Source organism: Aeromonas sanarellii (assembly GCF_000820085.1).
Classification (GTDB): domain Bacteria; phylum Pseudomonadota; class Gammaproteobacteria; order Enterobacterales; family Aeromonadaceae; genus Aeromonas; species Aeromonas sanarellii.
Genome location: NZ_CDBN01000007.1, coordinates 94,530 through 118,508 on the forward strand (window position 1 = coordinate 94,530; position 23,979 = coordinate 118,508).

Below are 23,979 nucleotides of genomic sequence, written 5' to 3' on the forward strand. Positions count from 1 at the left end.
GCCACCAAGGGCCCGCAGTATTGTTCAGCCGGCTGAAAGAGGGAGGGGGTTACAGACCCCGGGCGCTCAGCATCTCCTTGTAGCGCTGATGCAGCAGTTTGACTCGCTCCACATAGGCACGGGTCTCGGCGTAGGGCGGGATGCCGCCATGCTTTTGTACCGCGCCGGCCCCTGCGTTGTAGGCCGCGGTGGCCAGGGCGACGTTGCCGTCGTACTGCTTGAGCAGCCCCGCCAGGTACTTCACCCCGCCGAAGATGTTCTGCTCCGCCATCAGGGCGTTGCCGACCCCCAGCTCGCGGGCGGTGGCGGGCATCAGCTGGGTCAGCCCCATGGCCCCCTTGCGGGAGACCGCCAGGGGGTTGAAGGCGGATTCGGCGTGGATCAGCGCCCGAATGAGGGCGGGCTCTACCTGATACGCCTTGGCTGCCGCCTTGATGGTGCTGGCGTAGTCATAGAGGAAGAGGCCTGTGGTGCGCCAGTTGACCTTGGAGGCGGGATCGCAGGCATAGCAGTCGTTGAACAGCAGCAACTCGTAGTGGCCCTGCTCCGGCATCATGTCGGAGTAGCGGATGACCCCGTTCTTCTGCACCGACTTGTAGACCTGGATCTGGCGGCTGGCGGGCGTGGCGGACCCGGGAGGCGGCGAGGAGAGGGGGGCCGTGGCGGCGGCCACTGTCTGGGGCTTGGGAGCCGGGGCTATCGACTCCGGCGTCAGGATCACCACCTCGGCCGGTGGTGGCATCTGGCCCCAGGCAAGGTGGGAAAACAGCGGGATCATGCCCAGCAACATCCATGCTTTCAACGGCTTGCTCCTTAAGCCTCGTTAGCCACGTTGAGTAAAGCATCCGGAGCGGGACAGAACAAGTCCGCCGGCGGAGCGTCGCAGGAAAAGTTCAGGAAAGAGGGGGCCGGATGGCTGCAAAGGGCAGGGGGGTGGCCGATGTCCGGCACGGCATCGTGCCCACAGCGTCGTCTTTTCCATCAGGCTATTGGCTTTATTGTAAGTTAAAGCCGTGTTATCTTGCTGTGGCTCCACTCTGGTCAGATCTCTTCGTGGGGCCGGATGATGGGTCAGGAGAGGGCGGGGTGGCCAGAGCGACATGGGTATGACAAGCAGGCGGGCGATGGAGCTCAGATTCGAAGAGTACTGTGATGCGGATCTTTCCCTGATCAGGGACTATTACGAAACGACTTTTTCCCACTATGTGCCGGACCTGGCCGAGCGGATCTTCGTGGTGCGCGACGCCCATTGGCTGGTGGGGGCTGTGCGTCTGCGCGACGAGCAGGAGTACTACCATCTGTGCGGTTTCCGGCTGCTGCCCCATTACCAGTCCCTGGGCCTGGGCTCCCGGCTGTTGCAGCATGCCTGCCGCGGTCTGCTGGACAAGCCCGTGATCTGCCATGCCCTGCCCTTCGAGAAGCCCTTCTACCTCAAGGCCGGCTTCGACCACCTTCCCCTGCACGAACTCGACGGGCCGCTTCATGCCCTCTACCACCAGCAGCGCGAACAGGGTTACCAGATCGAGCTGCTGGTGCGTCAGGCGAGGGCTCCCGTCTTCAACTGAGGCGTCACTGTGGCTTGGTCAGCAGGTGGATCTTGCCCGGTGACAGCTCCAGCCCCAGCAGATTCTCCTTGAGCCAGGCCTGATTGGGATCCTTGTCGTCGAGCCTGTAGACGGGCTGGGTCTCCAGCCGCTTCTCCATGCTCTGCAGCAGCATGCGCAACATGAAACCGAACTTCTGCTCGGCCGCCGCCGGCTCCAGCTTGTAGTCGACGAGCTTCATGTTGTCGAGAAAGAGCGCGCTCTGGGCCTTGTCGTAGCGGGGCCTCGCCTCATAGGTCATGTTCAGCAGGGCGTCGTACTCGGTCTGGTCCGGCAGCGCTATCTTCAGCTTGCCCTTGCCAAACACCCTGGCGGTGTCCGGGCTCTGGCGGCCGATCTGCACATCGCTCTGCTCAAGCTTCACATGGGCCTTGATAATGCCGGGCAGTTCCAGCTGTTTGTCCACTTGCACCTGGGATTGCAGGTACTGATTTATCTGCTGCTCATTGATGTCATATGAGCCTTGACCTAGCATGGCCAGACTCAGCAGCATAGATTGCAGGATCATGCTAACGACCTGATAGAATGGGTTTGTCCTACAGCATACCATTCCGGCCTTGTGGGATCTGCCCATGCCACTTGTTCAACACACCAAGGAGTCGCCTTGCTCGACGGTCTGGAATACGACATTCAGTTGCTGTTTTCCCGCTTTCTCGGCTGGTTGTTGCTGCTGTTTCACACCGTGATCGTGGCGGGGATCTCCCTGCGGGTGGTGATGAAGCGGCGTCCCATCGGGGTGTCGCTGGCCTGGCTGGCCCTCATCTATGCCATCCCCTTCGCCGGGGTCGGCTTCTATGTGCTGTTCGGCGAGATCCGGCTCGGCCGCAAGCGGGCGGAGCGCGCCCAGGCCATGTACCGCCCTTACGCCATCTGGATCCGCCAGCTGGCTCGCCTCTTCCCGCAGCACTGCTGCGAGGTGGGGAGCAAGGCCCGTCCGCTCCATGATCTGATCCAGGGCCGGCTGGCCATGCCCATGCTCTCCGGCAACCGGATGACGCTGCTGCACAAGCCCGACACCATCATCCAGGAGATAGTGCGCGACATCCGGGGCTCCTCCCAATCCTGCTACCTGGAGTTCTATATCTGGCATCCCGGCGGGGATGTGGACGCGGTGTGCGAGGCGTTGATGGAGGTGGCGGCACGCGGCGTGGATTGTCGTGTGTTGCTCGATTCCGTCGGCAGCAAGACCTTCTTCCGCTCCCATTGGCCGAACACCCTGGGCGCGGCCGGCGTCAAGGTGGTGGAGGTGCTGCCGGTCGGCGCCTGGCGCATCCCCTTCCAGCGCCAGGACTTGCGCATGCACCGCAAGCTGGTGGTGATCGACGACAGGGTCGGTTACACCGGCTCCATGAACATGGTGGATCCACGTTTCTTCAAGCAGGATGCCGGGGTCGGCCAGTGGGTCGACATCATGATCCGGGTGCAGGGGCCCGTGGTGCCGCTGATGTGGTCCACCTTCGTCTGGGACTGGGAGATGGAGACCGGCGAGCGCCTGCTCGACAGCCTGCAGCACGAGCCCGAGGCCTGGCCGCAAACCAACTACCGGGCCCAGCTCATCCCCTCAGGCCCCTTCGTCGGGGGGGACTGCATCCAGCAGAGCCTGCTGCTGGCCATCTATCAGGCCCGCCACCATCTGGTGCTGACCACCCCCTATTTCGTGCCCGATGACCCGTTGGCGGCCGCGCTCTCCTCGGCGGCGGCCCGGGGCGTGCTGGTGCAACTGGTGTTGCCGGCGCGCAACGACTCCCTGATGGCCAACCACGCCAGCAACTCCTTCATGGAGGATCTGCTGGCGGCCGGAGTCGAGATCTACCGCTACGACGCCGGCCTGCTGCACACCAAGAGCGTGCTGGTGGACGATGACTTCGCTCTGGTGGGCACGGTCAACCTGGACAGACGCAGCCTCTGGCTCAATTTCGAAATCACCCTGCTCATCGACAACCCGGTGTTTGTCGCCGAGATGAACCAACTGGTGCAGGGCTACATGCTGGAGGCGACCCCCATGTCCCTGACCAGGTGGCGTGCGAGGCCCTGGTACAAAAAATTGCTTGAGAACATCTTCTACCTGTTCAGCCCCCTGCTGTGACAATGGAGCGTGGACCCGGCGGCCTCATCCGGCTTGCGTGGCCTCCCATCCTCCCCGTAGAGTGCGCCCATGCACCCGCCATCGAATAATGTGGAGAAACAGAACAGATGAAGAAAAAAGTGGCCTTGGCCGTTGGGGCCGTATTGGTGGTCGGGGGGCTTGGCGCCTGCTGGTACACGGGCAATACGTTCGACCGGATCCTGGCCGAACAGATCGCCAGGGCGCAGCAGGAGAGCGGGATCGAGATCACCTGGCACCCTACCACGGAGCACCTGTTCGCCCGTGACGGCATGCTCAAGGTGGTGGTGCCGCCAGAGACGCTGGCGAGCCTGGACCCCCAGCTGGCGGGGAGCGAGCCCATCGAGATGCAGTTCGCGTTCAACAGCCGCATGCTGCCGCTCTATATCAAGAGCCACCTGCTGCTGGATACCGCACAGGGCACCCTGGCGCCGATATTCAGCTCCCTTGGCATGCAGCAGTGGCAGCTGGGAGCGGAGTCGGCCAGCAGCCTCTGGACCATGAGCAACAGCTCCCGTTTCTGGGTCGGTGACTTCAAGGTCAGAGAGGGGATGAACGAGTTCAACTTCCTGCCCCTGAGCGGCGACTATCGCGGGGATCTCGACGGCAACGGCCACATGACGGTCCAGTGGCTGGGCATGACGGTCCACGATGCGCAGAGCAAGATGGATCTGGCCCTGGCCGATCTCAAGGGCAGTGCCGACATGGCCGAGATCAGCGGCCTCTGGCTCTCCCCCCGCAGCGATGCGACCCTGTCCGCCTTCACCCTGACGCAGCCGGGGAACATCAGGCTCTCCCTGCAGGGGCTCTCCACGGCCACCCAGCTGGCGGGGGACGACGCCCAGACCCTCTCCAGCCGTTACCAGATGAAGGTGGAAACCCTCAATCTGGAGAGCGAGGAGGACAGCCTGGCGCTGACCGAAGGCAACCTGGACCTGGCGCTCAACGGGCTGGATCTGGAGGGGTATCAGACACTGCAGGAGGTGAGCGGTCAGCGGGTGGATGAGTCGGCCATCCAGGAGGCGCTGGACAAGATGCTCCAGCGGGGCGTTACGCTGCAGCTGACGGATTTCAGCGCCCGGCTCAACGGTGAACCCGTCAGCCTGCAAGGGGAGGCCAGGCTGGCGTCAACGACCCTGGCACAGCTGATGGGTAGCGAGGAGGGGATGCAGGCCCTGTCGGGGCTGCTCCATGCCCACCTGGGTGACAAGCTGGGTCAGGCGGTTCCCCAGCTGGCCCCCATGCTGGCGCAGTTCACCGCCCTGGGGTATCTGAAGGCGGAGCAGGCGCAGCTCCAGGCCGAGCTCAAGCTCGACAAGGGGCAGCTCACCGTCAACGGTCTGCCGCTGCAGCCATGAGTGCCGCGCGATGAAAAAAGGCTCCCTCGGGAGCCTTTTTTCTGGATGCCTGGCGGCGGCTTACTTGAACACCACCGTCTTGTTGCCGTAGACGAACACCCGTTCGTTCAGTACCAGCTCCAGGGCGCGGCTCAGCACGGACTTCTCCACGTCGCGGCCAGCCTTGGCCATGTCGTCGGCGCTGAAAGTGTGGTCGACGTGGATCACGTCCTGCTCGACGATGGGGCCCTCATCCAGATCGTCGGTGACGAAGTGGGCGGTGGCGCCGATCAGCTTGACCCCGCGATCGAAGGCCTGGCGATAGGGGCGGGCGCCGATGAAGGCGGGCAGGAAGGAGTGGTGGATGTTGAGGATCTTGCGGGGATAGGCCGCCACGAAGCTCGGGGTGAGCACCCGCATGTACTTGGCGAGGATCACGTAATCCGGCTGGTAGCCGTCGATGAGGGTGCGCACCTGCTCTTCGTGCTCGGTACGGCTGAGATCCTCGTGGCTCACGCAGTGGAAGGGGATGTCGAACTTGCCCGTCAGCTCGGCGAGGGTGTCGTAGTTGCCGATCACCGCCACTATGTCCATGTCCAGGGCGCCGGCATAGTTCTTCATCAGGATGTCGCCCAGGCAGTGGGTCTCCTTGGTCACCAGGATGACGATGCGCTTCTTGCCCGCCTTGACCAGGCGGCGCTGGGCACCCGCCGGCAGGGCGTCGTCGAGATCCGCCAGCAGGGTCTCGTCGTTGAAGCGTCCTTCCAGCTCGGTACGCATGAAGAAGCGGCCGTTTTCGTGGTCCACGAATTCGTCGTTCTTGTTGATGTTGAGCTGGTGCTTGTAGCAGATGTTGGTGATCTTGGCGATGAGCCCCTTGGCGTCGGGGCAATCGGTCAGCAATATTTTCTTTTCCATCTCTGTCATGATTCCGTTTGTGTTGTTGGCGCCCGAGTCTGCGCGGGCTGCACGTTTTTGCTGGCACTATGCCACAAACAAAATCAGAAAGGACAGCGCGCCGTGCATCGGAGTGGCAGGTGGGTGGGCCGGTTCGCCACCTGTGCCCCTTGGTCTTTGATGGGTTTTGGGCTGGCATCCTGCGCCTTTTTTCTTTAGGCTGTCTGCGCTTATTCTCAGGGCGGGGTGAAATTCCCCACCGGCGGTATCCCGATGTGACTCGGGGAGCCCGCGAGCGCCCGACCCGGTCTTGGACCGGTTCGGGGTCAGCAGATCCGGTGAGATGCCGGAGCCGACGGTCATAGTCCGGATGAAAGAGGATAAGACAGATAATGCTGGCGAGCCCCCCATGGGTTGGCCGCCGCATGCCTGCCTCTGTCTGCCTTTCCATGCCCTGATTCTGGTCCTTGTCTTTTTTAGGAGTCTTACCATGAATCAGTCTCTGCTCAGTGAATTCGGTGATCCCATTGCTCGCGTCGAGGCCGCGCTGGCCGCACTGCGTGTCGGCCAGGGTGTGCTGGTGGCCGACGACGAAGATCGGGAAAATGAGGGTGACCTCATCTTCGCCGCAGAATCCATGACCAACGAACAGATGGCCATGATGATCCGCGAGTGCTCCGGCATCGTCTGCCTCTGTCTGACCGATGAGCGGGTCCGCCAGCTCGAACTGCCCATGATGGTGGAGGCGAACTCCAGCCACTACCAGACCGCCTTCACCGTGACCATAGAAGCGGCGCAGGGGGTGACCACCGGGGTGTCCGCCGCCGACCGCATCACCACTATCCGCGCGGCCATTGCAGACGGTGCCAGACCATCCGACCTGCATCGCCCTGGCCACGTCTTCCCGCTGCGCGCCCGCACGGGTGGCGTGCTGACCCGGCGCGGTCACACCGAAGCCACGGTCGATCTGATGCAACTCGCCGGTCTCAAGCCCTACGGGGTGCTGTGCGAGCTGACCAAGGAGGATGGCTCCATGGCCAGACTGCCCGACCTGGTGGCCTTCGGTCGTCAGCATCGGATGCCGGTGCTGACCATCGAGGATCTGGTGCAATATCGTCAATTGCTGTCAGAGCGTTCGGCCTGAGCCTCATACGAAATTGTAATAAGCCGAAAATTTGGTTACGCTTTGCACGAACCTCATCCAGGGACACTTATTTTTGCTTAAAGTTTGCGCATAAAGTGTGCAACTAAAAAAAAATGAGGGTTTTAACGCATTTATCTGTGATGGGGCCTATCCAAACTATGATTTTTTTGTGCCATAATCACGCCGCTTGCTAAACGTCTGGCGAGTTAAAGGGAGCTTTTAAAAATGAAAAAAATGTTGTTGGTAGGTGTTGTTGGTCTGTCCGCTCTGCTGGGCGGTTGTGCAAACACCAGCGAACTGGAAACTTCCGTTCAGAATCTGTCTAACAAAGTTGACCAACTGGCTCAAGATGTTAGCGCTGTTCGTGCTGATCAGTCCAAGATCGCTGCTGATGTTGCAGAAGCCAAGCAAGAAGCTATGCGTGCTAACCAGCGCATCGACAACATGGCTACTTCCTACAAGAAGTAATCCATGCGAAAAAATGGCGCATTTCAATGCGCCATTTTTTTTGCCTGAAATTTGGTTATTCCCCCGCGTTTCACTCCGCCTGAACAAGGCAATGCCGACTGATCGGCATTCCCCGTCCTGATTTCCCATTCGATCAATAGAGCAGGCTGTAGAGCTTGCGGCGGTAATTCTGTGCCGCCGGGTGTGCGCCCATGGTGGCCAGCACGTCGAGGTAGATCTTCTTGGCATCCCCAAAGGCCAGATCCCGCTTGAGGATAGTAAACAGCAAGGCCAGGGCCTCCTCCTGGCGACCAACCTGGCTGTAGAGCACCGCCAGCTCCTGGGTGATGGCAGCGTCGTCCGGCTGTTCGGCGTGACGCAGCTCCAGTGCGCGCAGCTCCGGACTGTCGCTGGCCTGCTGCGCGAGGGAGAGGCGGGAGCTCAGGGTCTGATAGTGATCGTCCTGCGCCACCATGGGGATGGCGGCGAGCAGGGACTGGGCTTCATCCAGCAGGTTCAGATCCAGCGCGGCCTGTGCCAGCCAGAGGCTGATGTCGTGGCGCTCGGGGGCGAGGCGATGGGCCTTGCTCAGATGACTGTGCGCCACATCGGCCTGCTCCGCGGCCAGTGCCTGCTTTGCCTGTTCGAGCAGCAGCTCTTCTTCCTTGGGGGCAAAGGCGGCGAAGTACTGGCGCAGGGTGGCTTCATCCTGCGGACCTTCGAGGATGGCCTGTTCGTCCGGGCGCCCCTGATGGAACAGCACCAGCGCCGGCAAGGCACGCAGGGCAAGCTGGCTGGCCAGCGGCTGCAGCTGGGGATCGTTCATGTCGACCTTGGCCAGGGTTACGCCGGGATTGGCCGGGCCGACCAGGGCTTCCACCAGGGGGGTCATGCCCTGGCATTCCGGCATCTGCGGCGCATGGAAATAGATGACGACCGGCTTCTTCAGGGATGCATCGATCAGTTCGGCGTGAAAATTCTGGGGAGTGATGTCGACGATCATGAGGCTGACTCTCGGAAAATGGTGTGGATCAACATGGGGTCCAACGGGGTGGATTTCAAGCGCGCATCCAGCAGATGGGCGCTGACCTGGCGGGTCGGGGCGGCGAGGCTGAGCCAGCCGTTGCCGACCCGCCAGTCGCTCACTTCATAGTTGCGGGCATCGAGGCGATTCTCCAGCCGCCATCCCTGCGCCGGGATGAAACAGATCTTGTCCAGTCCGGCGGCAATGCCGGCGCCATGGGCCTTGAGCACCGCCTCCTTGCGTGCCCACAGCCGGTAGAAGGCGGACGCCTGCTCCTGTGGCGGCAAGCTGCACAGCCACCTGTGTTCGCCCGGGGCATAGAAGCGCTCAGCCAGCGGCAGTACGGGCCGGCGGCGCAACCCCATCTCGATGTCCACGCCGAGGGGCCCCTCCCGACAGAGGGCGAGCACCAGCCACTCCCCGCTGTGACTCAGGTTGAACTGCCAGGAGTGGCTGCGCAGTGCGGGCTTGCCATGCTCGCCGATGGAAAATGCCAGCGCATCGGGCGGGCAGTGGAGTCGCTCTGCCAGCAGACGGCGCAGCAGCACCCGGCCGAGCAGGTATTCCCGCTGGCGGCCGGGCTGACGGATCTCGTGCCAGTGGCCCTGTTCCTGTGGGGAGAGCTCGGACGGCAGACTGAGCCACTGCCCTGCATCGACACACGCCGTATTTAACAAATAGAGATCCGCAGAGAGCATAATATTTCACTTAAAAATGGGGGCGAAGTAGCGATAACAGTCGGTTTGACGAGGGCAAAACCGGTACTTCCCAGATTGTATATTGTTTGGTCATGATCACATAAATTGCGCTAAACAGAGCATTTCCTTGCAAAAATGTGAGATCGATTGGGATTTTCGCTTGCCTCGATAGAATTCTTGGATATAGTCGGGTGCTGTTGCCTTATAAATTGCCCTCTCGGGCTGCATTTTAACAAGTTTCACTCTTTTGCGGGGATAAAGGATTGCGCCACCTGATGCTACTGCTGGTCGCGCTCGGAATGGTGGGTTGTGCCTCGGCACCCCAACCCGAGGTCGCGAGCAAGATCGAGGTTTCCATGATGGAGCCCGTGATTGAACCCGAAGTTTCAACCACCCCTGATGTCAACGAAATCCTGACCGTATACAAAGAGTGGCGTGGCGTTCCTTACCGCATGGGGGGCAGCAGCCAGCGAGGCATCGATTGCTCCGCCTTCGCCCGTGAAGTGTTCCGCAACGCCGTCGGCATCGAATTGCCCCGCGATACCCGCTCCCAGGTACACGAGGGGACCCGGGTCTCCAAACAGGAGCTGGTCGAAGGGGATCTGGTCTTCTTCAAAATCAATCCCCGTCTCAATCACGTCGGCATCTATGTCGGCAACGGCGAATTCATCCATGCCTCCACCCGCGCCGGGGTGACGCGCTCCAAGCTCGACAGCTCTTACTGGCGCAGCAAGTTCTGGCAGGCACGCCGGATCGATATCTGAGTCAGGCTGGACAAACGGCTCGCAGTACGGACTGTTTTTCCAACCTCACTTGAACCGGGCCCCGAAGGGCCCGGTTTTTTTTATGACCCTCGTTTAGACTTTCCCTGGCCGACTCTCTATAGTGTGGCCCCCTTGATCCTCGGCAGGTCCAGCATGAAGCCCCAGCACAAATCCGGATTGCACCCGCGCAACCGCCATCAGGCCCCCTACGACTTCGATGCGCTCTGTCAGCGCACCCCCGAGCTGCTGCCCTTCGTGTTCATCAACGAACACGGCACCCGGACCCTGGATTTCGCCGATCCGGCCGCCGTCAAGGCGCTGAACAGGGCGCTGCTTGCGCTGCACTACGGCATTGCGCATTGGGATCTGCCGCCGGGCTACCTCTGTCCGCCCATTCCGGGCCGGGTCGATTACCTGCACCGGGTGGCGGATCTGCTGGCGGAGAGTGCCGGCAAGGTGCCGACCGGCAAGGGGGTGAGGGTGCTGGACATAGGCGTCGGGGCCAACTGCATCTATCCCCTGCTGGGGGCCCGTGAGTATGGCTGGCGTTTCGTGGGGTCCGACATCGATCCCGTGTCGGTCAAGGCGGCGGCCCTGCTGGCCGCGAGCAATGGCCTGGGCAGCCAGATCGCGTGCCGTCATCAGGGCAACCCCGGACATATCTTTCGCGGCATCCTGGAGCCGAAGGAGCACTTCGCCCTGACCCTGTGCAACTCGCCGTTCCACGCCTCGCTGGCGGAGGCGAGCAAGGGGACGGAGCGCAAGCTGCGCAACCTGGGCAAGGGTCAGGGCGAGGCGGTGACCGGGGCCCCCGTGCTCAACTTCGGCGGTCAGAAGGCCGAGCTCTGGTACGAGGGGGGCGAGGCGGCGTTTCTGGCGGCCATGATAGAGCAGAGCCGGGAGTTTGCCGCCCAATGCCTCTGGTTCAGCTCGCTGGTCTCGAAGAAGGAGAACCTGCCGGCCGCCCGCAAGGCGCTGACCCGGGCGGGGGCACGGGAGGTTCGGGTGATCGACATGGCGCAGGGCAACAAGGTGAGCCGGATCCTGGCCTGGAGTTTCCTGGACGAGGAGCACCGCACCGCCTGGTGGTCTGCCCGCGGGCGGTAACGGCGGCGGGGCGTTGCGATGGCAAGGGCCCCGCCTGTTTCCCCTTTTTCGGCCCCGATATTTTCTCGTTTGCGACCCTTATCTCAATCGTTTTCCTGCCCGTTTTCCCCCGCATGTTAGTGACCACTCCCGCGCCTGGTACAGTTGTACGCCGAGATTTTTTTGTACTTGCGGATGAAACTTTCATAAAATGGGACTGGTTAGACCTCTTTACAGGCTGTTAATCGAATAGGGATCGGTAAATGAAAGTTGTCGATTTTCTGAAGCACAAGCGCGAAATCCTGGCGCAACACCCCTTTGAGCTCAAGGATTGGCTCTCCCCGGCTATCCGCGACTACTGGCGTGAGTTTCAGCAAAAGGCACACCTTCACCCCTTGCTGGGGCGAGTGCTGGATCTGCAGGGGGAGTCCCAGAACGCCCGGCAGCAGGACTCCGCCAGGGTGTCGCAGGTGGCGAACGGCCAGCCTGCCATGACGCAGGATCCCGTCGTCGAACTCGAGGGGGAAGCCGCCGCACTCTATGCGGCGCTGCAGACCCGCATCGGGGAGGAGACCCACGTCGGCGAGTGGCTGTCTATTACCCAGGGGCTGATCGATCAGTTCGCGGCCGTGACCGGTGATCATCAATGGATCCACACCGATCCCGAGCGCGCGGCGGCCGAGTCGCCGTTCAAGACCACCATAGCCCACGGCTTCCTGACCCTGGCCCTGCTGCCGCAGCTGACCGGTTCGGTGGATGAGGCGACCCCTGAGTTCCCGACCGCCCGCATGGTGGTGAACTTCGGCCTGGAGCAGGTTCGCTTTCCCTATCCCATCAAGGTGGACAGCAACATCCGTGCGCGCACCAGGCTGTCGCGCGTCACTCCCATCAAGGGCGGGATAGAGCTGCTCAAGGAGATCAAGATAGAGATCGAAGGGATCCGCCGCCCTGGCTGCGTCATCGAGTCGGTGACCCGGATCTACTTCTGACGCCCACTCGTGGCGATGAACGCAGGCCCACTTCGGTGGGCCTGCGTCGTTTCCGGGCTAGAAGCTCGCGCCCAGGGTGATGAGGTGGCGCCACTCCTTCTCGCTCAAGTCCAGCTGGACGTCGTGGTAGTCGAGCCAGGCATCGTCCCAGTCCAGCTCGCTGGACCAGGAGAGACGCAGGTGGTCGTTGAAGTAGTACCTGAGCCCCAGGCTGCCGCTGATGGACTGTTTCCTGGTCAGGTAGGGGGAGGGTTGATCGATGAACTTCTCGTAGCTCCCCTTGCTGAACAGCTCCAGCTTCTCCTCCCACAGGGAGAAGGGGTGCCGGTAGTCCCAGCCCAGGTTGACGAAGGGATAATTGATGATCCTCTCGTCAAACAGGTCCGAATTGCTCCACACCTCCGGCCTGAAGTAGGCCCGCTCCAGGCCGAGTTGGCTGATAAGTTCCATACGGCGCTTGTTGTCATTCCAGAAGCGGTATCCCGGGCCAGAGGCATAGTCTATTTCCAGATAGCCCGCCTCTATCATGTTGTAATCGATGTCGACGGAGGAGCGCAGGAACCAGTGGTCGTCGAAGAAGAAGTCGAGCTTGGGCTTGAGCTTGTATTCGTGGCTGTCGGTGATGTTGTTCGCCGTCTCGTAGATGTATTCGCCATCCAGGCTGTAACGCCAGTCCAGATTGGCAAGCTCGGTGGAGACCTTGAGATTGACGTTGTTGGTCTTCTTGTCGCTCTCTTTCAACTTGATGTTCAGATCTCCGGTCCCGGTCAGCAGCCAGGCATGGGCGTCGTCAGGGGAATCCAGCAGGGGGATCCCCGTCTTGGTCAGGGGCCTGGGCTTCTCCTGCTTGTCCAGGCGCCAGCGCTTGATGGCCTGACGCTGGACAGTCATGGCCTGGCTGTAGGCGGGCTTGATGCGGATCTGCTCGTCCGTGATCTCCTCTATGGTCCCGGTCAGGCGATCGCCGTTGTGCATCCAGAGGATGTCGGCCATGGCGGCGGAGCCCGGCAGCAGAAGCAGCAGGCAAAGTGCGTATCGCATCCTGTTCATCATCGCCCTGGCCTCAGCCGCTCACGGGCGCCGGCAGGCCGTTCCGGCTGTCGAGCAGGGCCGTCACCCTGGCATTGTCTATCTCAGGGTCGGCGATGAATTGCTCGGCCTCGGGGGAGAGCACCAGAGGCGCACCGTCGGCCATCTCCGCTTCGGTGCGGGAGAGGGGGGAGTGGACCTCCAGCCAGCGGCGGCCATCGGGTTCCACCGCCATCTTGACCGGCTGATTGATCACCCGCACCTGGGTGCCGACGGGGACCAGGCCGAACAGGGTCTCGATGTCGTCCGGGCGCAGCCGGATGCAGCCGGCGCTGACTCGCAGGCCGACCCCGAAGTCCTTGTTGGTGCCGTGAATGAGGTAGTCCCTGTTGCCATAGCCGAGGCGCATGGCGAACTTGCCGAGGGGATTGTCCGGGCCGGGGGGGACCACGGCGGGCAGGTCGATGCCCTTCTGCTCCAGCCAGGACTTGCGCACCATGGGGCCGGGTACCCAGGTCGGGTTCGGGTTTTTCGCGATGACGGTGGTGGTCATCTCCGGCGTCTCGCGCCCGATGTCCCCGATGCCGATGGGCAGCACCATCACCTCCGCCTTGTCCTTGGGGAAGTAATAGAGCCGCAGCTCCGGCAGGTTGATGACGATGCCCTCCCGCGGCACGTCGGGCAGCAGCATCTGGGTGGGCAGGGTCAGCCGGGTACCTGGGGTGGGCAGATAGGGATCGACACCAGGATTGGCCTCGAGCAGCGCCAGAAAGCCGATCTGGGTATGCTTGCCAACCAGCTCCAGATGATCGCCCGGTTGTACTATGTAGTCCTCCAGCTCGCCGATGAGACGGCTGTTGGCTGGCGGCAGGGGATAGGTTTTGGACCAGACCGGCGCGGCCCAGAGGCTGGCGGCGGCCAGCAGCAGTGAGACGATACGTGTGTGCAACATGGTTTTTCCTATCGACTGTGGGTGAGGGATGCGCGTCCCTCCCAAAAAATGAGCAGCGATTGTCAACCAATCGTTCGGGGATTACCAGCGTCAGCCCAGGTCCTTCCTGCCTGGATGGCGGCAGGTTGAGCCGGTTTTCGGCACAAAGGCCCCTCGTCGCCGGGAAAGGGGTCATTATGCCCCCGTCCCGCCTGGTGACAGCTTCTGGCATGGCTGGGCTGGCTCGCCGTTAAGCCTTGGAGGCATCCGAGGCGCGCACGGGGTCGCGAGATGGCGGTTTTATCGCCAGTCGTCTGATCTGCAACGAGATTTACGTTGATTTCCCAGCCGGGGTTGAGTCAATATGAGGGCCCGCGGAGAGATGCCGGAGTGGCCGAACGGGATTGACTCGAAATCAATTGTGGCAGCAATGCCACCCAGGGTTCGAATCCCTGTCTCTCCGCCATTCATCAAACCCAATCTGTACAACAGGTTGGGTTTTTTGTTTCTGCACCTGTCGTGGTGCTGCCCTCCTGCATGGCGTGGTGCCGGCCTTGGCCCGGTGAGTCTGCCCGTGCTGGTTGCCTGCACATGCCCCCTCCGAGTTTGCCCCTCCACCCTCTGACCGAGACAAAAAACAGCCGCAAGGCGGCTGAAAGAGCGAGTCATCGTTCGTGACCCGGCCGTAGGCATTCGAGTGCCCCCCCTAGAGCGGTTTCGACACGCCTTTATTTCACGACCTGATGTTGAAGGGGGGGCGCGTCATTTGACGGCGTCGATGATGAGGGTGCCAGAGGGCAGGGTGGTCAAGGCATCCAGACCCGATTCAATGCGTCCCAGCTTGATGAGCCCGGTTGAATAGCCAAAGTCCCGATAGAAGATCGCCAGATTGCCCCAGGGGGCGTAATAGCTGATATCCCCCACGTCCGGGTCCATGCCCTTGGGAGCACCCTGGGTGGTCAATTGGCGCGATAGATAGGCAATCTTTTCGGTCTCGGCATAGTCCTCGAACGGCAATGTCAGGGGGAGCATGGCGAAAAAGTCCCGGGCGCTGTCACTCTCTTCCAGGGTGGCCGTGATGATCTGGCCGGCGATGGTGATCTTGATGTTCATCTCTCTTGTACTCCGGTTGGCGGCCGATGCGCAGGTGACCGCCAGGAGCAGGGCTGTCGCACAGGGGAACTTGCCTCTGATCATCATTCGTCTCCCGACATGGGCACGGTGCCGTCATCGATGAGAAAACACGGCGAAACGGGGCCGCCGTGTTTTCGGCACTCACTTCAGGTTGGTCTTGAAGAACTGTTCAATCCTGTCAAATGGGATCTGGTCCACCCGATCGTAGAGATCGACGTGGCTGGCACCTTTGACGATGTACAGCTCCTTGGGCTCATTGGCTGCCGCGTAAGCCGTCTCGCTGAAGTAGCGCGAATGGGCCTTCTCGCCGTGGATCAGCAGCAGCGGACGTGGCGAGATCTCCTTGATGTAACTCAAGAGCGGCATATTCATAAACGAGAGGGGGGTGGTCTGTGTCCATGCGTGACCGGAGTTGACCGCCCTCGCGTGATAGCCGCGCTTGGTCATGTAGTAGTCGTGATAGTCCACCAGAAACTGCGCCTCGCCCCCCTTGAGCGTGTTGTAAGCGGCTTGGTAGGCTGGCGCGCCGTTTGCCGCATCCTGCCAACGCTGCTGGCTCAGTTGCTCCAGTATCTTGGTTCGTTGCGCAAGGGTCATGCTGTCGTTGTAGCCCCTGGACATGACGCGGGTCATGTCGTACATGGTACTGGCAACCACGGCCTTGACCCGCTTGTCCACAGCGGTCGCATTGAGGGCCATGCCGCCCCAACCACAGATGCCTATGATGCCGATGCGGTTGCGGTCGACTTCCTTTTGCAGGCCGAGGAAATCGACGGCGGCGCTGAAATCCTCGGTGTTGATGTCAGGCGAGGCCACATCCCGCGGTTGGCCGCCGCTCTCGCCGGTAAAGGAGGGGTCAAACGCCAGGGTGATGAAACCTTGCTCGGCCAGGGTCTGGGCATAGAGGCCGCTCGATTGCTCCTTCACCGCGCCGAAGGGGCCGCTCACGGCAATGGCCGCCAGCTTGGCGTTGCCCCGGTTCTTCGGCAGGTAGAGGTCGGCGACCAGGGTGAGGCCGTAGCGGTTCTTGAAGGTCACCTTGCGATGATCGACCTTGTCGCTCTGGGCAAAGGTCTTGTCCCACAGTGTCACCATGGAGACGGGCTCGGCAGGGTCGGTGGTTTGTGCGTGGCTCATGGCGGATGCTCCGGTCAATGCGGTGCCCAGCAACAGGGCGGACGCGATGGTGCTCAGTTTCTTGGGAAGAACATTCATGGCAAGGCTCCTTGAAAACAGATTCCCGATCCCTGGCATCAGGGAGGTGGTGGCGTGACCCACGGCAGCATTCTAGTTAGAACCTTTCGTGATGATTAGGCCGGGATTTTTGATAACATTAATGCGTATTTGTTATTAATCTGGGCATGCAGTGGGCCCTGAACGGACCATGGCGGGCTGAGAGAGGGGAGTGGAACCAGATGACAAGCCGAGAGAATTACAACGATCTCCACGTCTTCATGCTGGTTGCCCGGGAAGGCAGTTTTACCCGGGCGGCTGCCAGGCTGGGGCTGGCCCAGTCGGGAGTCAGCCGCACCATCCGGGAGCTCGAAGCCAGGCTCGGGGTTCAGCTGCTGGTGCGCACGACCCGCAGCCTGTCGCTGACCCAGGCCGGCGAGCAGCTGTACCGCACGACGCAGGGCAGCTTTCAGGCCCTGGATGCGGGGCTGGCCACGCTCGCCCACTTTCGCGACACCCCGTCAGGCACGGTGCGGATCAACGCCAGTCAGCACGCCATCGACAAGGTGCTGCTGCCCAAGCTGGCCCTCTTCAGACAACGTTATCCCGACATTCGGCTGGAGCTCATCAGCGAGAACCGCTTCGTGAACATCATCGACGAGCGCTTCGATGCCGGTGTGCGGCTGGGGGGCGAGGTGGACGAGGGAATGGTGGCCGTGCGCATCACCCCGGACATGGAGATGGTGATGGTGGCGACGCCGGATCACCTTCTGCAGTACGGTTTTCCGCAGGCACCTGCCGATCTGGCGGGGCATCCCTGCATCGCCTACCAGTTTGCCGATGGCAGCCTCTATTCGTGGGAGCTGTGGCAGGAGGGCAAGCCCGTCAGACACAGGCCCCGGGGGCAGTGGGTCTTCTCCGACAGCTACATGGAGGCGGCGGCGGCAAGAAGGGGGCTGGGGCTGGCCTATGTGCCGGAGGAGCTGGTCACCGATGAGTTGGAGCGCGGAACCCTGATCCGGGTGCTACAGCGCTTCAGCCACCGCCTGGATGGCCTCTTTCTTTACTACCCCCATCGCAACGTGTCACCAGCCCTGAGGGCCGTCATCGACACGCTGAAACTGTAAAGACAGACGACTGAGGCCTTGGCATGTGGCGCCGACTGGGTGAACGCCATGATGCCTCAACCGTGTTTGCAGGGGGGGGACTCGGGCATGTCGGCCTGCCGGGCGCCGATGGTGGCATCGCTCATCGGCGCGACACGGGGTAGATACCAGAGGAAACAGGCGTCAGGAGGCGGATTGGCCCCCTGGATGGGCACAGGATTCAGGCCAAGTTCAGCGCGATCCCGGTATGGTGGTCAGCGCCGATGCGATGCAACGAATGGCAAGCGAGGCGGCTGCCGGCGCAGGCCTGCCCGTCGACCGTCCGAGACGCCAGGAGCCGCGACCCGGAGTGACTCCCAGGGCTTGTTCTCACGGGCGATATCCATTTCCTGCCCCTGCCCTATGAGCCGCCGGGAGCCGCCGGTTCCGATGCCGGCCATGATGCCTTTCTGCCGCACCGGCCCCCCCATTCTCATGCCGTCCAGGAGGACATATGACCGGATGCCATCTGCGCAAGTGCCACCCCGCCTCTCTCATTCGCCAGACAGGGATCGGTCTGGCCGCCGGCATCTTGTGCTTCCTGGTGCTGAGTTATTCAGATCCTTCTGCCCGAAAGGACGAGCCCGAGGTGGGGGAGGTCGCTCCTGCACCGGCGGAGGCCAGTCTGTCTGCTGCTGGCCCGGATGGGGCCAGTGGCGCCGCAGCGACGTTGAGCCCACCGGCTGAGACCGGGTTCCCCCTGCCTTCCTCGCCCGAGTCGATCAAGGGGCAGGCCGACGGTGCGGCCGGCAGGCTGACCCCCATGCTGGATGCGCCGGTCAGCGGCGCCCTGCCCATCGTGGCCGAAGAGGTCGTACCGTCTGAGCCGCCAATAGCTGCCGCCCCCTCGGCGCCCCTGGTTGCGGCCGAGCCTGCCGCGATCCCCGAGCCCGTGTCCAAGCCGGCAGCGACATCGGTGTCCAAGCCGGCCCCCGCGCCGCAAGGCAAGGCGTCCGGCAAGGTCAGCCTGACGCCCGCCAGCGTCCTGCACCAGAAGAACATCAACCACCTCAGCATCCAGCTGATGGGCGCGAGCAGTCTGGATGCCGTCGCGCAGTTCGTGCGCGTCAATCGGCTCGTCGGTCAGGTGTGGATCTATCAGACCCGGTTCCACGGCAGCCCCTGGTACGTGGTGCTGAAGGGGGAGTATGCCGGCCTGAGCCAGGCCCAGGCGGCCATTCGCCAGCTGTCGCCAGCCCTGCAGAAGGCGGAGCCCTGGCCCAAGTCCTTTGCCCAGGTGAATCGAGAGTTGAAGTCATAAGCCAGCAGAAAGGGATGGGCCTGAGTGAACAGGCTGATCCCATGGGGCTTGGGTTGCCGGCGCCCTGGTGGGATAGGCAAGGGGAGGCTGATATGGGGTAGGCTGTCTGCCCTTGTCTCCTGGTCGCTTGCGCAATCGTGCAGCGCTGGAGGCGTTCCCCCTTCGTCCTCGATGAGACAGTCCTAATGCAACACACCCGCGTCATTCGCGGGTGTGCTGTTTCTGGCATGCCATCAGCTCCATGTCTCAGGCTCATTCCGTCAACGGGATAAACGCCATCCGAGAGCGTGCCGGCTCATCAGCCCTTGCGGCTGGCGAGTTGGCGCAGGCGCTGGGTGCTCTGGAGCAGGCTCTGCTGCTGCACCTCGTTCAGGGGGCACTGCTTGAGCACATATTCGGCGCTGGCCACCACCGTCTTCCAGCGCGGTGCCTTGGGCAGGGTGTCCAGGCTCAGGTACTTGTCGAGGGTGCGGGTCTGGGGGCTGGATCGGTCCATGTAGACCCGCCACAGCTTGCTCTTCTCCGCCAGCACTATCTTGCCCTTGCCGGTGCTCTGCTGCCAGGCATCCAGGGTGAGGCGCATAGTGTCCACCAGGGCGCGGCGCAGGGGCTCGTCATCCTGCTGGCGAATGAGGTTGTCGGCGAGCGATCTGAATTCGCCGCCGAGCCGGCTCAGTTCCCCCAGCAGATGACCATCCTCGATGATGGCCTGGCGCGACAGGCTCTTGAGGGCGTTCTCCAGCGCCATCACCCGGTTGTCGTCGGGCCGCTGCTCGGTGCTGAGGGTCAGCGCATAGGCGTGCTGCCCCCCAAGGTTGATGGGCAGGGCGCGGGCATTGAGGGCATCCCTCTGGCCCGCCACCAGGAAGCTCAAATCCTGCTCCGGGTGCGCCGCCATGTCGGGCCACTGGCTGGCCAGCGGGCTGGCCAGCCACTCGTCAAGGGGCAGCCCTTCCATGGCTTCCGGCTCCTGGCCCAGCAGGCGGGCCAGTGCCCGGGAGGCGAACAGCACCACGCCCTGACCGTCGATGAAGACGATGGGGTCGGCCCCCTCGCCGAGCAGGGCCAGCAGCCGCTCCTGATCCTGATGCAGCTGCTCCTGCAGCACCAGCCGATGCTCTATCTCCTGCTTGAGCAATCGGTTCTCCACCAGGGAGGCGCGCCCGGCGATCGCCTCCAGCAGGGCCTTGACCCGGGCGAACAGCTCCTCCTTGCAGAAGGGTTTCACCAGATAGTCATTGGCCCCGGCGTTGAAGCCCTCCTCGATCTCCTTGGGCTGGTTGAGGGCGGTGAGCAGCAGTACCGGCAGTTTGTCCTTGGGGTGCTGCTGGCGCAGGCGGCGGCAGACGTCGAAGCCGGAGAGGGTGGGCATCATCACGTCAAGCAGGATGAGGTCGACCGGCTCCTGAGCCAGCTTGGTCAGGGCGTCGTGGCCGTCGCTGCTGGGCAGGATGCGATAGCCGCAGGGCTGCAGCAGGTGGCGCAGTATGTGCAAGTTGATGGGCTCGTCGTCCACCACCAGGATGAGGGGGGCATCCTCGGGGGGAGGGGGGAGGTCATCGCTCTCCCAGTCCGGCAGGATGATGGGTTGCTGACGCACCAGCTGGTGCTCTATCTGACGGCTGTCGAGGGTCAGGCTGCCCGCCTTGCCGCTCGCCAGCGGCAGGGTGAAGGCGAAGGTGGAGCCGACGCTCGGCTCGCTCTCCACAAACAGCTCGCCCCCCATGAGATGTACCAGCTGGCGGGTGATGGAGAGGCCGAGACCGGCTCCCTGCTTGCTCACTTCAGGGCTCATCTGCACCAGGGGCTCGAAGATGTGCTCCAGATGATCCGGGGCTATGCCTATGCCGGTGTCGGTCACCCTGATGCGCAGGAAGTTGCCCTCCACCAGGGCGCTCAGCACCACCTTGCCCTGGGGGGTGTACTTGATGGCATTGCCCACCAGGTTGTAGAGCACCTGTTCGAGGCGCTGCTCGTCCGCCAGCACCGGCGGCAGCTCGGCGGGGCTGATGTCCACCAGGGTGAGGGGCTTGGCCTGCACCAGGTGCTGACAGAGATCCAGCACCAGCCGGATGACGCCCTTGGAGGAGACCGGCTGGGGGTGGATCTCCAGCTGGCCGTAGCGCATCTGGTGGTAGTCGAGCAGATCGTCCACCAGGCGGGCCAGACCGTCGGCGCTCTTGATGATGAGGCCGAGCTGTTTCTGTTGCCCCTCGGTGAGATCCTGCTGGCTGGCGAGCATGGATTCGGCCATCCCCTTGATGCCGTGGATGGGGGTGCGCAGCTCGTGGGAGGTGTTGGCCAGGAGCTCGTCTTTCAGCTTGTCCGCCTGCTGCAGGCTGAGGTTCTGCTTGTGGGTCAGCTTGACCTGCTGCTGCAGCTCCTGGGTCTGGCGTTCGATGAGCTCTATCTTGTCCTTCACCGAACGCTGCATGTGGCGAAACGCCTGGGCGAGGCGGTCTATGTCGTCGTCGGTGCGCGGTATGGTGATGGGGTGATCCAGGGCGCCGTCGGCCACCTGCTCGGCGGCAGCGGTGAGGGATCGCAGGGGCGCCGTGATGGAGTGGGAGAGCCAGCGGGAGAACAGGATCAGCAGCAGCAATGAGCCTGCCCCCAGCAGGATCACCAGCGTCTCCAGCTGACGGATGGGGCGATAGGCCTCGCGGGTGGAGATCTCGGCGATGAAGGCCCACTCGGTGTCGAACACCTTGACCTGGGTGTAGGCGGCCAGCACCTCGTCATCGTGGTAGGAGAGGAAGGGGCCCACCCCCTGCTCGCCGGAGAGCGCCTTGATGACCAGCGGGGTCTGCAGCGGCCGGAAGTCGGGGCCGAAGCTCTTCTCCACGCTGAACTCGGGGGCCAGGGAGGCGTTGGCGCGCATCCGTTTGTCCGGGCCGATGAGGATGGTCTCGCCGGTCTCGCCGAGTCCCTCCCGCTCGGCCATGATCTGGTTCAGCTTGTCCGGCAGCAGCTCGAAGATCACCACGCCGCGCACATAGTCGTACTGCATCACGGGGGCCGCCATATAGGCGACCACCTGGCCGGTCAGCTCGTTGCGGCCAAAGTCGGTGAACTCGAAGATCTGCTGGGGCTTCTGGCCACCGTCGAGGCGGCGCTTGATCTTGGCGAAGGTGTTGCCAAGGCCGCTGGTCTGATAGGGGCCGGAGAGCAGGTTGGTGGCGAAGTTGGCGTGCTTGGTGACCGAATAGACCACGTCGCCGTTGAGATCCACCAGGAAGATGTCGCTGTAGTTGGACTTGCGCACCATGTCGGCATAGCCGCGGTGGAAGCGCTGGTGGACCCGGCCATACATCTCGTCCGCCAGGATGAGGGCGCTGATGGAGGGCTCGATGTCGCTGGTGCTGTCGGGTTTTTGCAGCTGATCCCAGGAGCCGGGCACATAACGGGCCTGGGCGCGGGCGCGGGCCTCCTGGGGGGTGGTGCCGAGCTTTTCGAAGGCGCCGGTGAAGCCGTAGAAACGGCCGATACTGTTGCCGGCAAAGTCCTGCTGGGAGAAGTTGATGATCTGCTCCCTGAGGTTGTCGAAGTAGTCTTCCAGCTGGCTCTTCTTGATGTTGCGCACCGACACCAGGTGATTGGAGGTCTGGGTGGTGAGATCCTTGCCGTGGCTATAGAGGAAAAACAGGGTGACGACCAGGAAGGGTACCAGGCCCAACATGAAGAAAGCCAGCATCAGCTGGGGTCTGAGCCCACGAGGCCTGAAGATCCATTTCATCGCGCGATTTTCAATTGAGAATCCAGTTACTAAGCGCGACGAGTTTCTGACTAAAGGCTAACTATTTCAATGGCTTTATCTGAAATTCGCTCGCCGGGTCACAGGGAATGGCGGGATTTTCGACCAAGGCGTTCAAAGCCTGAGCAAACGCTCCGAAAAAGCGCGCAAAGTCATAAAAAAGGGTTGTGCCCGGGCTCGGGGTACGTATAATGCGCCTCGTTGTCAGGCAACTGGCACGCAAGCAGTCATGCGGGAATAGCTCAGTTGGTAGAGCACGACCTTGCCAAGGTCGGGGTCGCGAGTTCGAGTCTCGTTTCCCGCTCCAATTCTCCATCGCACCAACGATGGATATCACTCTCAAGGCAATGCCTTGTCAGCATGGCGCGTTAGCAAAGCGGTTATGCAGCGGATTGCAAATCCGTTTAGTCCGGTTCGACTCCGGAACGTGCCTCCATCTTCCCCCTGTTTTCCCGGTCGGCAGCAAGCTGAAGCAATAGATTGCACATCCCGTGCGCCAAGATCATGGCTGCTCGGCGAGTCGATCGCACCCCTGTCGTTGCCACTCCTTGTGCAGATGGTGTTCCATCTCGATCAGCGCCTCCCCCCGGAACCTGAACGCCAGTTCACCGCCGTGCTCGGCCAGGGCGGTCATGCGCTGGGTCAGGATCGCGCACTGCCACAGGCTGACGGTGGGCACGCCGTGATAGGCGATGTCGATGGCGTCGGCGCGATTGAGCCGCCACTCCTGCCACTGGCTCCAGGCGAGCAGTCCCAGCACGCTCAGGAGCGCCACATCCGCGAGTCTCATCCTCTTCTCTCCCCGTCGTTCCCATCCCCCCGTTAACTCTGGTCCAGCCGTCGCTTTTTGCCACGCTTGTTGTTTTTTGGTTAAAAAATGTAACCCAATTTCATTTTATGGCTTTTTAGCCATTTTTTTACAAAAAAATGGCCATTGCGGTGTAGTAATCCTACAGCTTGTGGAGTAATCTTTGCTCAGTGGTCTTACCAGTGAGGCGTTATATCATGTTTCATCCCTTCTCCCTGACTCAGATAATCCTTCGCCGCATCTTCGTCCTGGTGGCGGGTCTGCTCGCCTTCCCGGTGATGCTGTTTCGCCGCGACCGCGCCCGTTTTTACAGCTACCTGCACCGCATCTGGAACAAGACCAGCACCAAGCCGGTGTGGCTCAAGATGAGCGAGCGAGGGGAGCGGANNCAGACGGGCAGCTCATGGCCGCGGGCACGCAGGTTGCGCGTCAGCTCGAAGCCGTCCATGACCGGCATCTGGCAGTCGGTGATGACGAGATCGAAGGAGTGGCTGGCGACGGCGCGCAGGGCCTCCAGCCCGTTGCTGCGCACGCTGACGTCGTGCCCCAGGTGCTTGAGCTGCTGGCGCAGCAGGGTCTGGTTGGCGTGGTTGTCATCCACCACCAGGATGCGCAGCCGGGTCGGCGGCGCCTGGGGGAGGGCGGGTACC

General features: G+C 62.3%; 21 protein-coding genes, 3 tRNA genes, 2 pseudogenes and 1 riboswitch. Of the genes and pseudogenes, 14 read left to right on the forward strand and 12 right to left on the reverse strand.

Annotated elements, in window-relative coordinates; genetic code table 11:
• Positions 1 to 49: 49 nt before the first annotated feature.
• Positions 50 to 790: a lytic transglycosylase domain-containing protein gene (locus BN1132_RS01485; RefSeq protein ID WP_042074355.1), complete on the reverse strand. Its 741-nt coding sequence runs from the start codon at positions 788 to 790 to the stop codon at positions 50 to 52.
• Between the two features lie 334 nt (positions 791 to 1,124).
• On the opposite strand from BN1132_RS01485, the gene BN1132_RS01490 reads away from it, so the two are divergent.
• A complete protein-coding gene (locus tag BN1132_RS01490; RefSeq protein ID WP_408852720.1) occupies positions 1,125 to 1,565 on the forward strand; it encodes a GNAT family N-acetyltransferase in 441 nt (146 codons plus the stop codon).
• A 4-nt stretch (positions 1,566 to 1,569) separates the two neighbouring features.
• Here BN1132_RS01490 and BN1132_RS01495 read toward each other — a convergent pair whose 3' ends face one another.
• Entirely contained in the window at positions 1,570 to 2,112 is a 543-nt protein-coding gene (locus tag BN1132_RS01495) for a YceB family lipoprotein (RefSeq protein WP_042074357.1), read from the reverse strand.
• Positions 2,113 to 2,208: 96 nt separating this feature from the next.
• Here BN1132_RS01495 and cls point away from each other — a divergent pair, with 96 nt between their 5' ends.
• On the forward strand, positions 2,209 to 3,690 hold the full coding sequence (gene cls, locus BN1132_RS01500; RefSeq protein ID WP_042074358.1) for a cardiolipin synthase: 1,482 nt from the start codon (positions 2,209 to 2,211) through the stop codon (positions 3,688 to 3,690).
• Positions 3,691 to 3,797: 107 nt separating this feature from the next.
• Positions 3,798 to 5,066 carry a DUF945 family protein gene (locus tag BN1132_RS01505; RefSeq protein ID WP_042074359.1) on the forward strand — a complete coding sequence of 423 codons (1,269 nt, stop codon included), beginning with the start codon at positions 3,798 to 3,800 and terminating at the stop codon, positions 5,064 to 5,066.
• 60 nt (positions 5,067 to 5,126) lie between these two features.
• Here BN1132_RS01505 and purU read toward each other — a convergent pair whose 3' ends face one another.
• Entirely contained in the window at positions 5,127 to 5,963 is an 837-nt protein-coding gene (gene purU, locus BN1132_RS01510) for a formyltetrahydrofolate deformylase (RefSeq protein WP_042074361.1), read from the reverse strand.
• A 207-nt stretch (positions 5,964 to 6,170) separates the two neighbouring features.
• A riboswitch (FMN riboswitch) is annotated at positions 6,171 to 6,328 on the forward strand.
• Between the two features lie 104 nt (positions 6,329 to 6,432).
• Between purU and ribB the strand changes: the two genes are divergently transcribed.
• Complete coding sequence (ribB, locus tag BN1132_RS01515; RefSeq protein WP_042074362.1) at positions 6,433 to 7,086, forward strand: 3,4-dihydroxy-2-butanone-4-phosphate synthase; 654 nt, start codon at positions 6,433 to 6,435, stop codon at positions 7,084 to 7,086.
• Positions 7,087 to 7,311: 225 nt separating this feature from the next.
• Positions 7,312 to 7,554: an Lpp/OprI family alanine-zipper lipoprotein gene (locus BN1132_RS01520; RefSeq protein WP_010634682.1), complete on the forward strand. Its 243-nt coding sequence runs from the start codon at positions 7,312 to 7,314 to the stop codon at positions 7,552 to 7,554.
• A gap of 133 nt (positions 7,555 to 7,687) precedes the next feature.
• On the opposite strand, the gene BN1132_RS01525 is transcribed toward BN1132_RS01520, so the two are convergent.
• On the reverse strand, positions 7,688 to 8,536 hold the full coding sequence (locus BN1132_RS01525) for a tetratricopeptide repeat protein (RefSeq protein WP_042074363.1): 849 nt from the start codon (positions 8,534 to 8,536) through the stop codon (positions 7,688 to 7,690).
• Positions 8,533 to 9,255 (reverse strand): 4'-phosphopantetheinyl transferase family protein, encoded by a 723-nt coding sequence (locus BN1132_RS01530; protein ID WP_042074364.1) that lies wholly within the window; start codon positions 9,253 to 9,255, stop codon positions 8,533 to 8,535. Before BN1132_RS01530 ends, BN1132_RS01525 begins: the two co-directional genes overlap by 4 nt.
• A 275-nt stretch (positions 9,256 to 9,530) precedes the next feature.
• Here BN1132_RS01530 and BN1132_RS01535 point away from each other — a divergent pair, with 275 nt between their 5' ends.
• The 3 genes from BN1132_RS01535 to BN1132_RS01545 all read left to right on the forward strand — a co-directional run bounded on the left by BN1132_RS01535 (position 9,531) and on the right by BN1132_RS01545 (position 12,094).
• Positions 9,531 to 10,019 carry a C40 family peptidase gene (locus BN1132_RS01535; protein WP_042074365.1) on the forward strand — a complete coding sequence of 163 codons (489 nt, stop codon included), beginning with the start codon at positions 9,531 to 9,533 and terminating at the stop codon, positions 10,017 to 10,019.
• 153 nt (positions 10,020 to 10,172) lie between these two features.
• Complete coding sequence (rlmF, locus tag BN1132_RS01540; protein ID WP_042074367.1) at positions 10,173 to 11,126, forward strand: 23S rRNA (adenine(1618)-N(6))-methyltransferase RlmF; 954 nt, start codon at positions 10,173 to 10,175, stop codon at positions 11,124 to 11,126.
• 242 nt (positions 11,127 to 11,368) lie between these two features.
• Entirely contained in the window at positions 11,369 to 12,094 is a 726-nt protein-coding gene (locus tag BN1132_RS01545) for a MaoC family dehydratase (RefSeq protein WP_042074368.1), read from the forward strand.
• Positions 12,095 to 12,151: 57 nt separating this feature from the next.
• Here BN1132_RS01545 and BN1132_RS01550 read toward each other — a convergent pair whose 3' ends face one another.
• Both BN1132_RS01550 and BN1132_RS01555 read right to left on the reverse strand, forming a co-directional pair.
• Positions 12,152 to 13,135, reverse strand: coding sequence for a DUF481 domain-containing protein (locus BN1132_RS01550; RefSeq protein ID WP_042074369.1), 984 nt, complete (start codon positions 13,133 to 13,135; stop codon positions 12,152 to 12,154).
• Between the two features lie 22 nt (positions 13,136 to 13,157).
• Positions 13,158 to 14,075: a L,D-transpeptidase family protein gene (locus BN1132_RS01555; RefSeq protein ID WP_042074371.1), complete on the reverse strand. Its 918-nt coding sequence runs from the start codon at positions 14,073 to 14,075 to the stop codon at positions 13,158 to 13,160.
• 355 nt (positions 14,076 to 14,430) lie between these two features.
• Here BN1132_RS01555 and BN1132_RS01560 point away from each other — a divergent pair.
• Positions 14,431 to 14,520: transfer RNA gene (locus tag BN1132_RS01560), tRNA-Ser, on the forward strand.
• Between the two features lie 296 nt (positions 14,521 to 14,816).
• Here the strand turns inward: BN1132_RS01560 and BN1132_RS01565 are convergent.
• Positions 14,817 to 15,167, reverse strand: coding sequence for a cyclophilin-like fold protein (locus BN1132_RS01565; protein WP_042074372.1), 351 nt, complete (start codon positions 15,165 to 15,167; stop codon positions 14,817 to 14,819).
• A 162-nt stretch (positions 15,168 to 15,329) separates the two neighbouring features.
• Positions 15,330 to 16,403, reverse strand: a complete 1,074-nt coding sequence (locus BN1132_RS01570) for an alpha/beta hydrolase (RefSeq protein WP_157005279.1) — start codon at positions 16,401 to 16,403, stop codon at positions 15,330 to 15,332.
• A gap of 200 nt (positions 16,404 to 16,603) precedes the next feature.
• On the opposite strand from BN1132_RS01570, the gene BN1132_RS01575 reads away from it, so the two are divergent.
• Positions 16,604 to 17,488 carry a LysR family transcriptional regulator gene (locus BN1132_RS01575; RefSeq protein WP_042074374.1) on the forward strand — a complete coding sequence of 295 codons (885 nt, stop codon included), beginning with the start codon at positions 16,604 to 16,606 and terminating at the stop codon, positions 17,486 to 17,488.
• 472 nt (positions 17,489 to 17,960) lie between these two features.
• A complete protein-coding gene (locus tag BN1132_RS01580) occupies positions 17,961 to 18,767 on the forward strand; it encodes an SPOR domain-containing protein (RefSeq protein ID WP_052446994.1) in 807 nt (268 codons plus the stop codon).
• 298 nt (positions 18,768 to 19,065) lie between these two features.
• Here BN1132_RS01580 and BN1132_RS01585 read toward each other — a convergent pair whose 3' ends face one another.
• On the reverse strand, positions 19,066 to 22,503 hold the full coding sequence (locus BN1132_RS01585; protein ID WP_042074375.1) for an ATP-binding protein: 3,438 nt from the start codon (positions 22,501 to 22,503) through the stop codon (positions 19,066 to 19,068).
• Positions 22,504 to 22,752: 249 nt separating this feature from the next.
• Between BN1132_RS01585 and BN1132_RS01590 the strand changes: the two genes are divergently transcribed.
• A tRNA-Gly gene (locus tag BN1132_RS01590) sits at positions 22,753 to 22,828 on the forward strand.
• A gap of 55 nt (positions 22,829 to 22,883) precedes the next feature.
• Positions 22,884 to 22,957 (forward strand) — tRNA-Cys (locus BN1132_RS01595).
• Between the two features lie 66 nt (positions 22,958 to 23,023).
• Here BN1132_RS01595 and BN1132_RS01600 read toward each other — a convergent pair.
• Positions 23,024 to 23,311: a hypothetical protein gene (locus tag BN1132_RS01600; RefSeq protein WP_042074377.1), complete on the reverse strand. Its 288-nt coding sequence runs from the start codon at positions 23,309 to 23,311 to the stop codon at positions 23,024 to 23,026.
• 215 nt (positions 23,312 to 23,526) lie between these two features.
• On the opposite strand from BN1132_RS01600, the pseudogene BN1132_RS19255 reads away from it, so the two are divergent.
• Positions 23,527 to 23,715: pseudogene (locus BN1132_RS19255) on the forward strand (YbfA family protein); the annotation flags it as partial.
• Positions 23,716 to 23,720: 5 nt separating this feature from the next.
• Here BN1132_RS19255 and BN1132_RS01605 read toward each other — a convergent pair.
• Positions 23,721 to 23,979: pseudogene (locus BN1132_RS01605) on the reverse strand (response regulator); the annotation flags it as partial.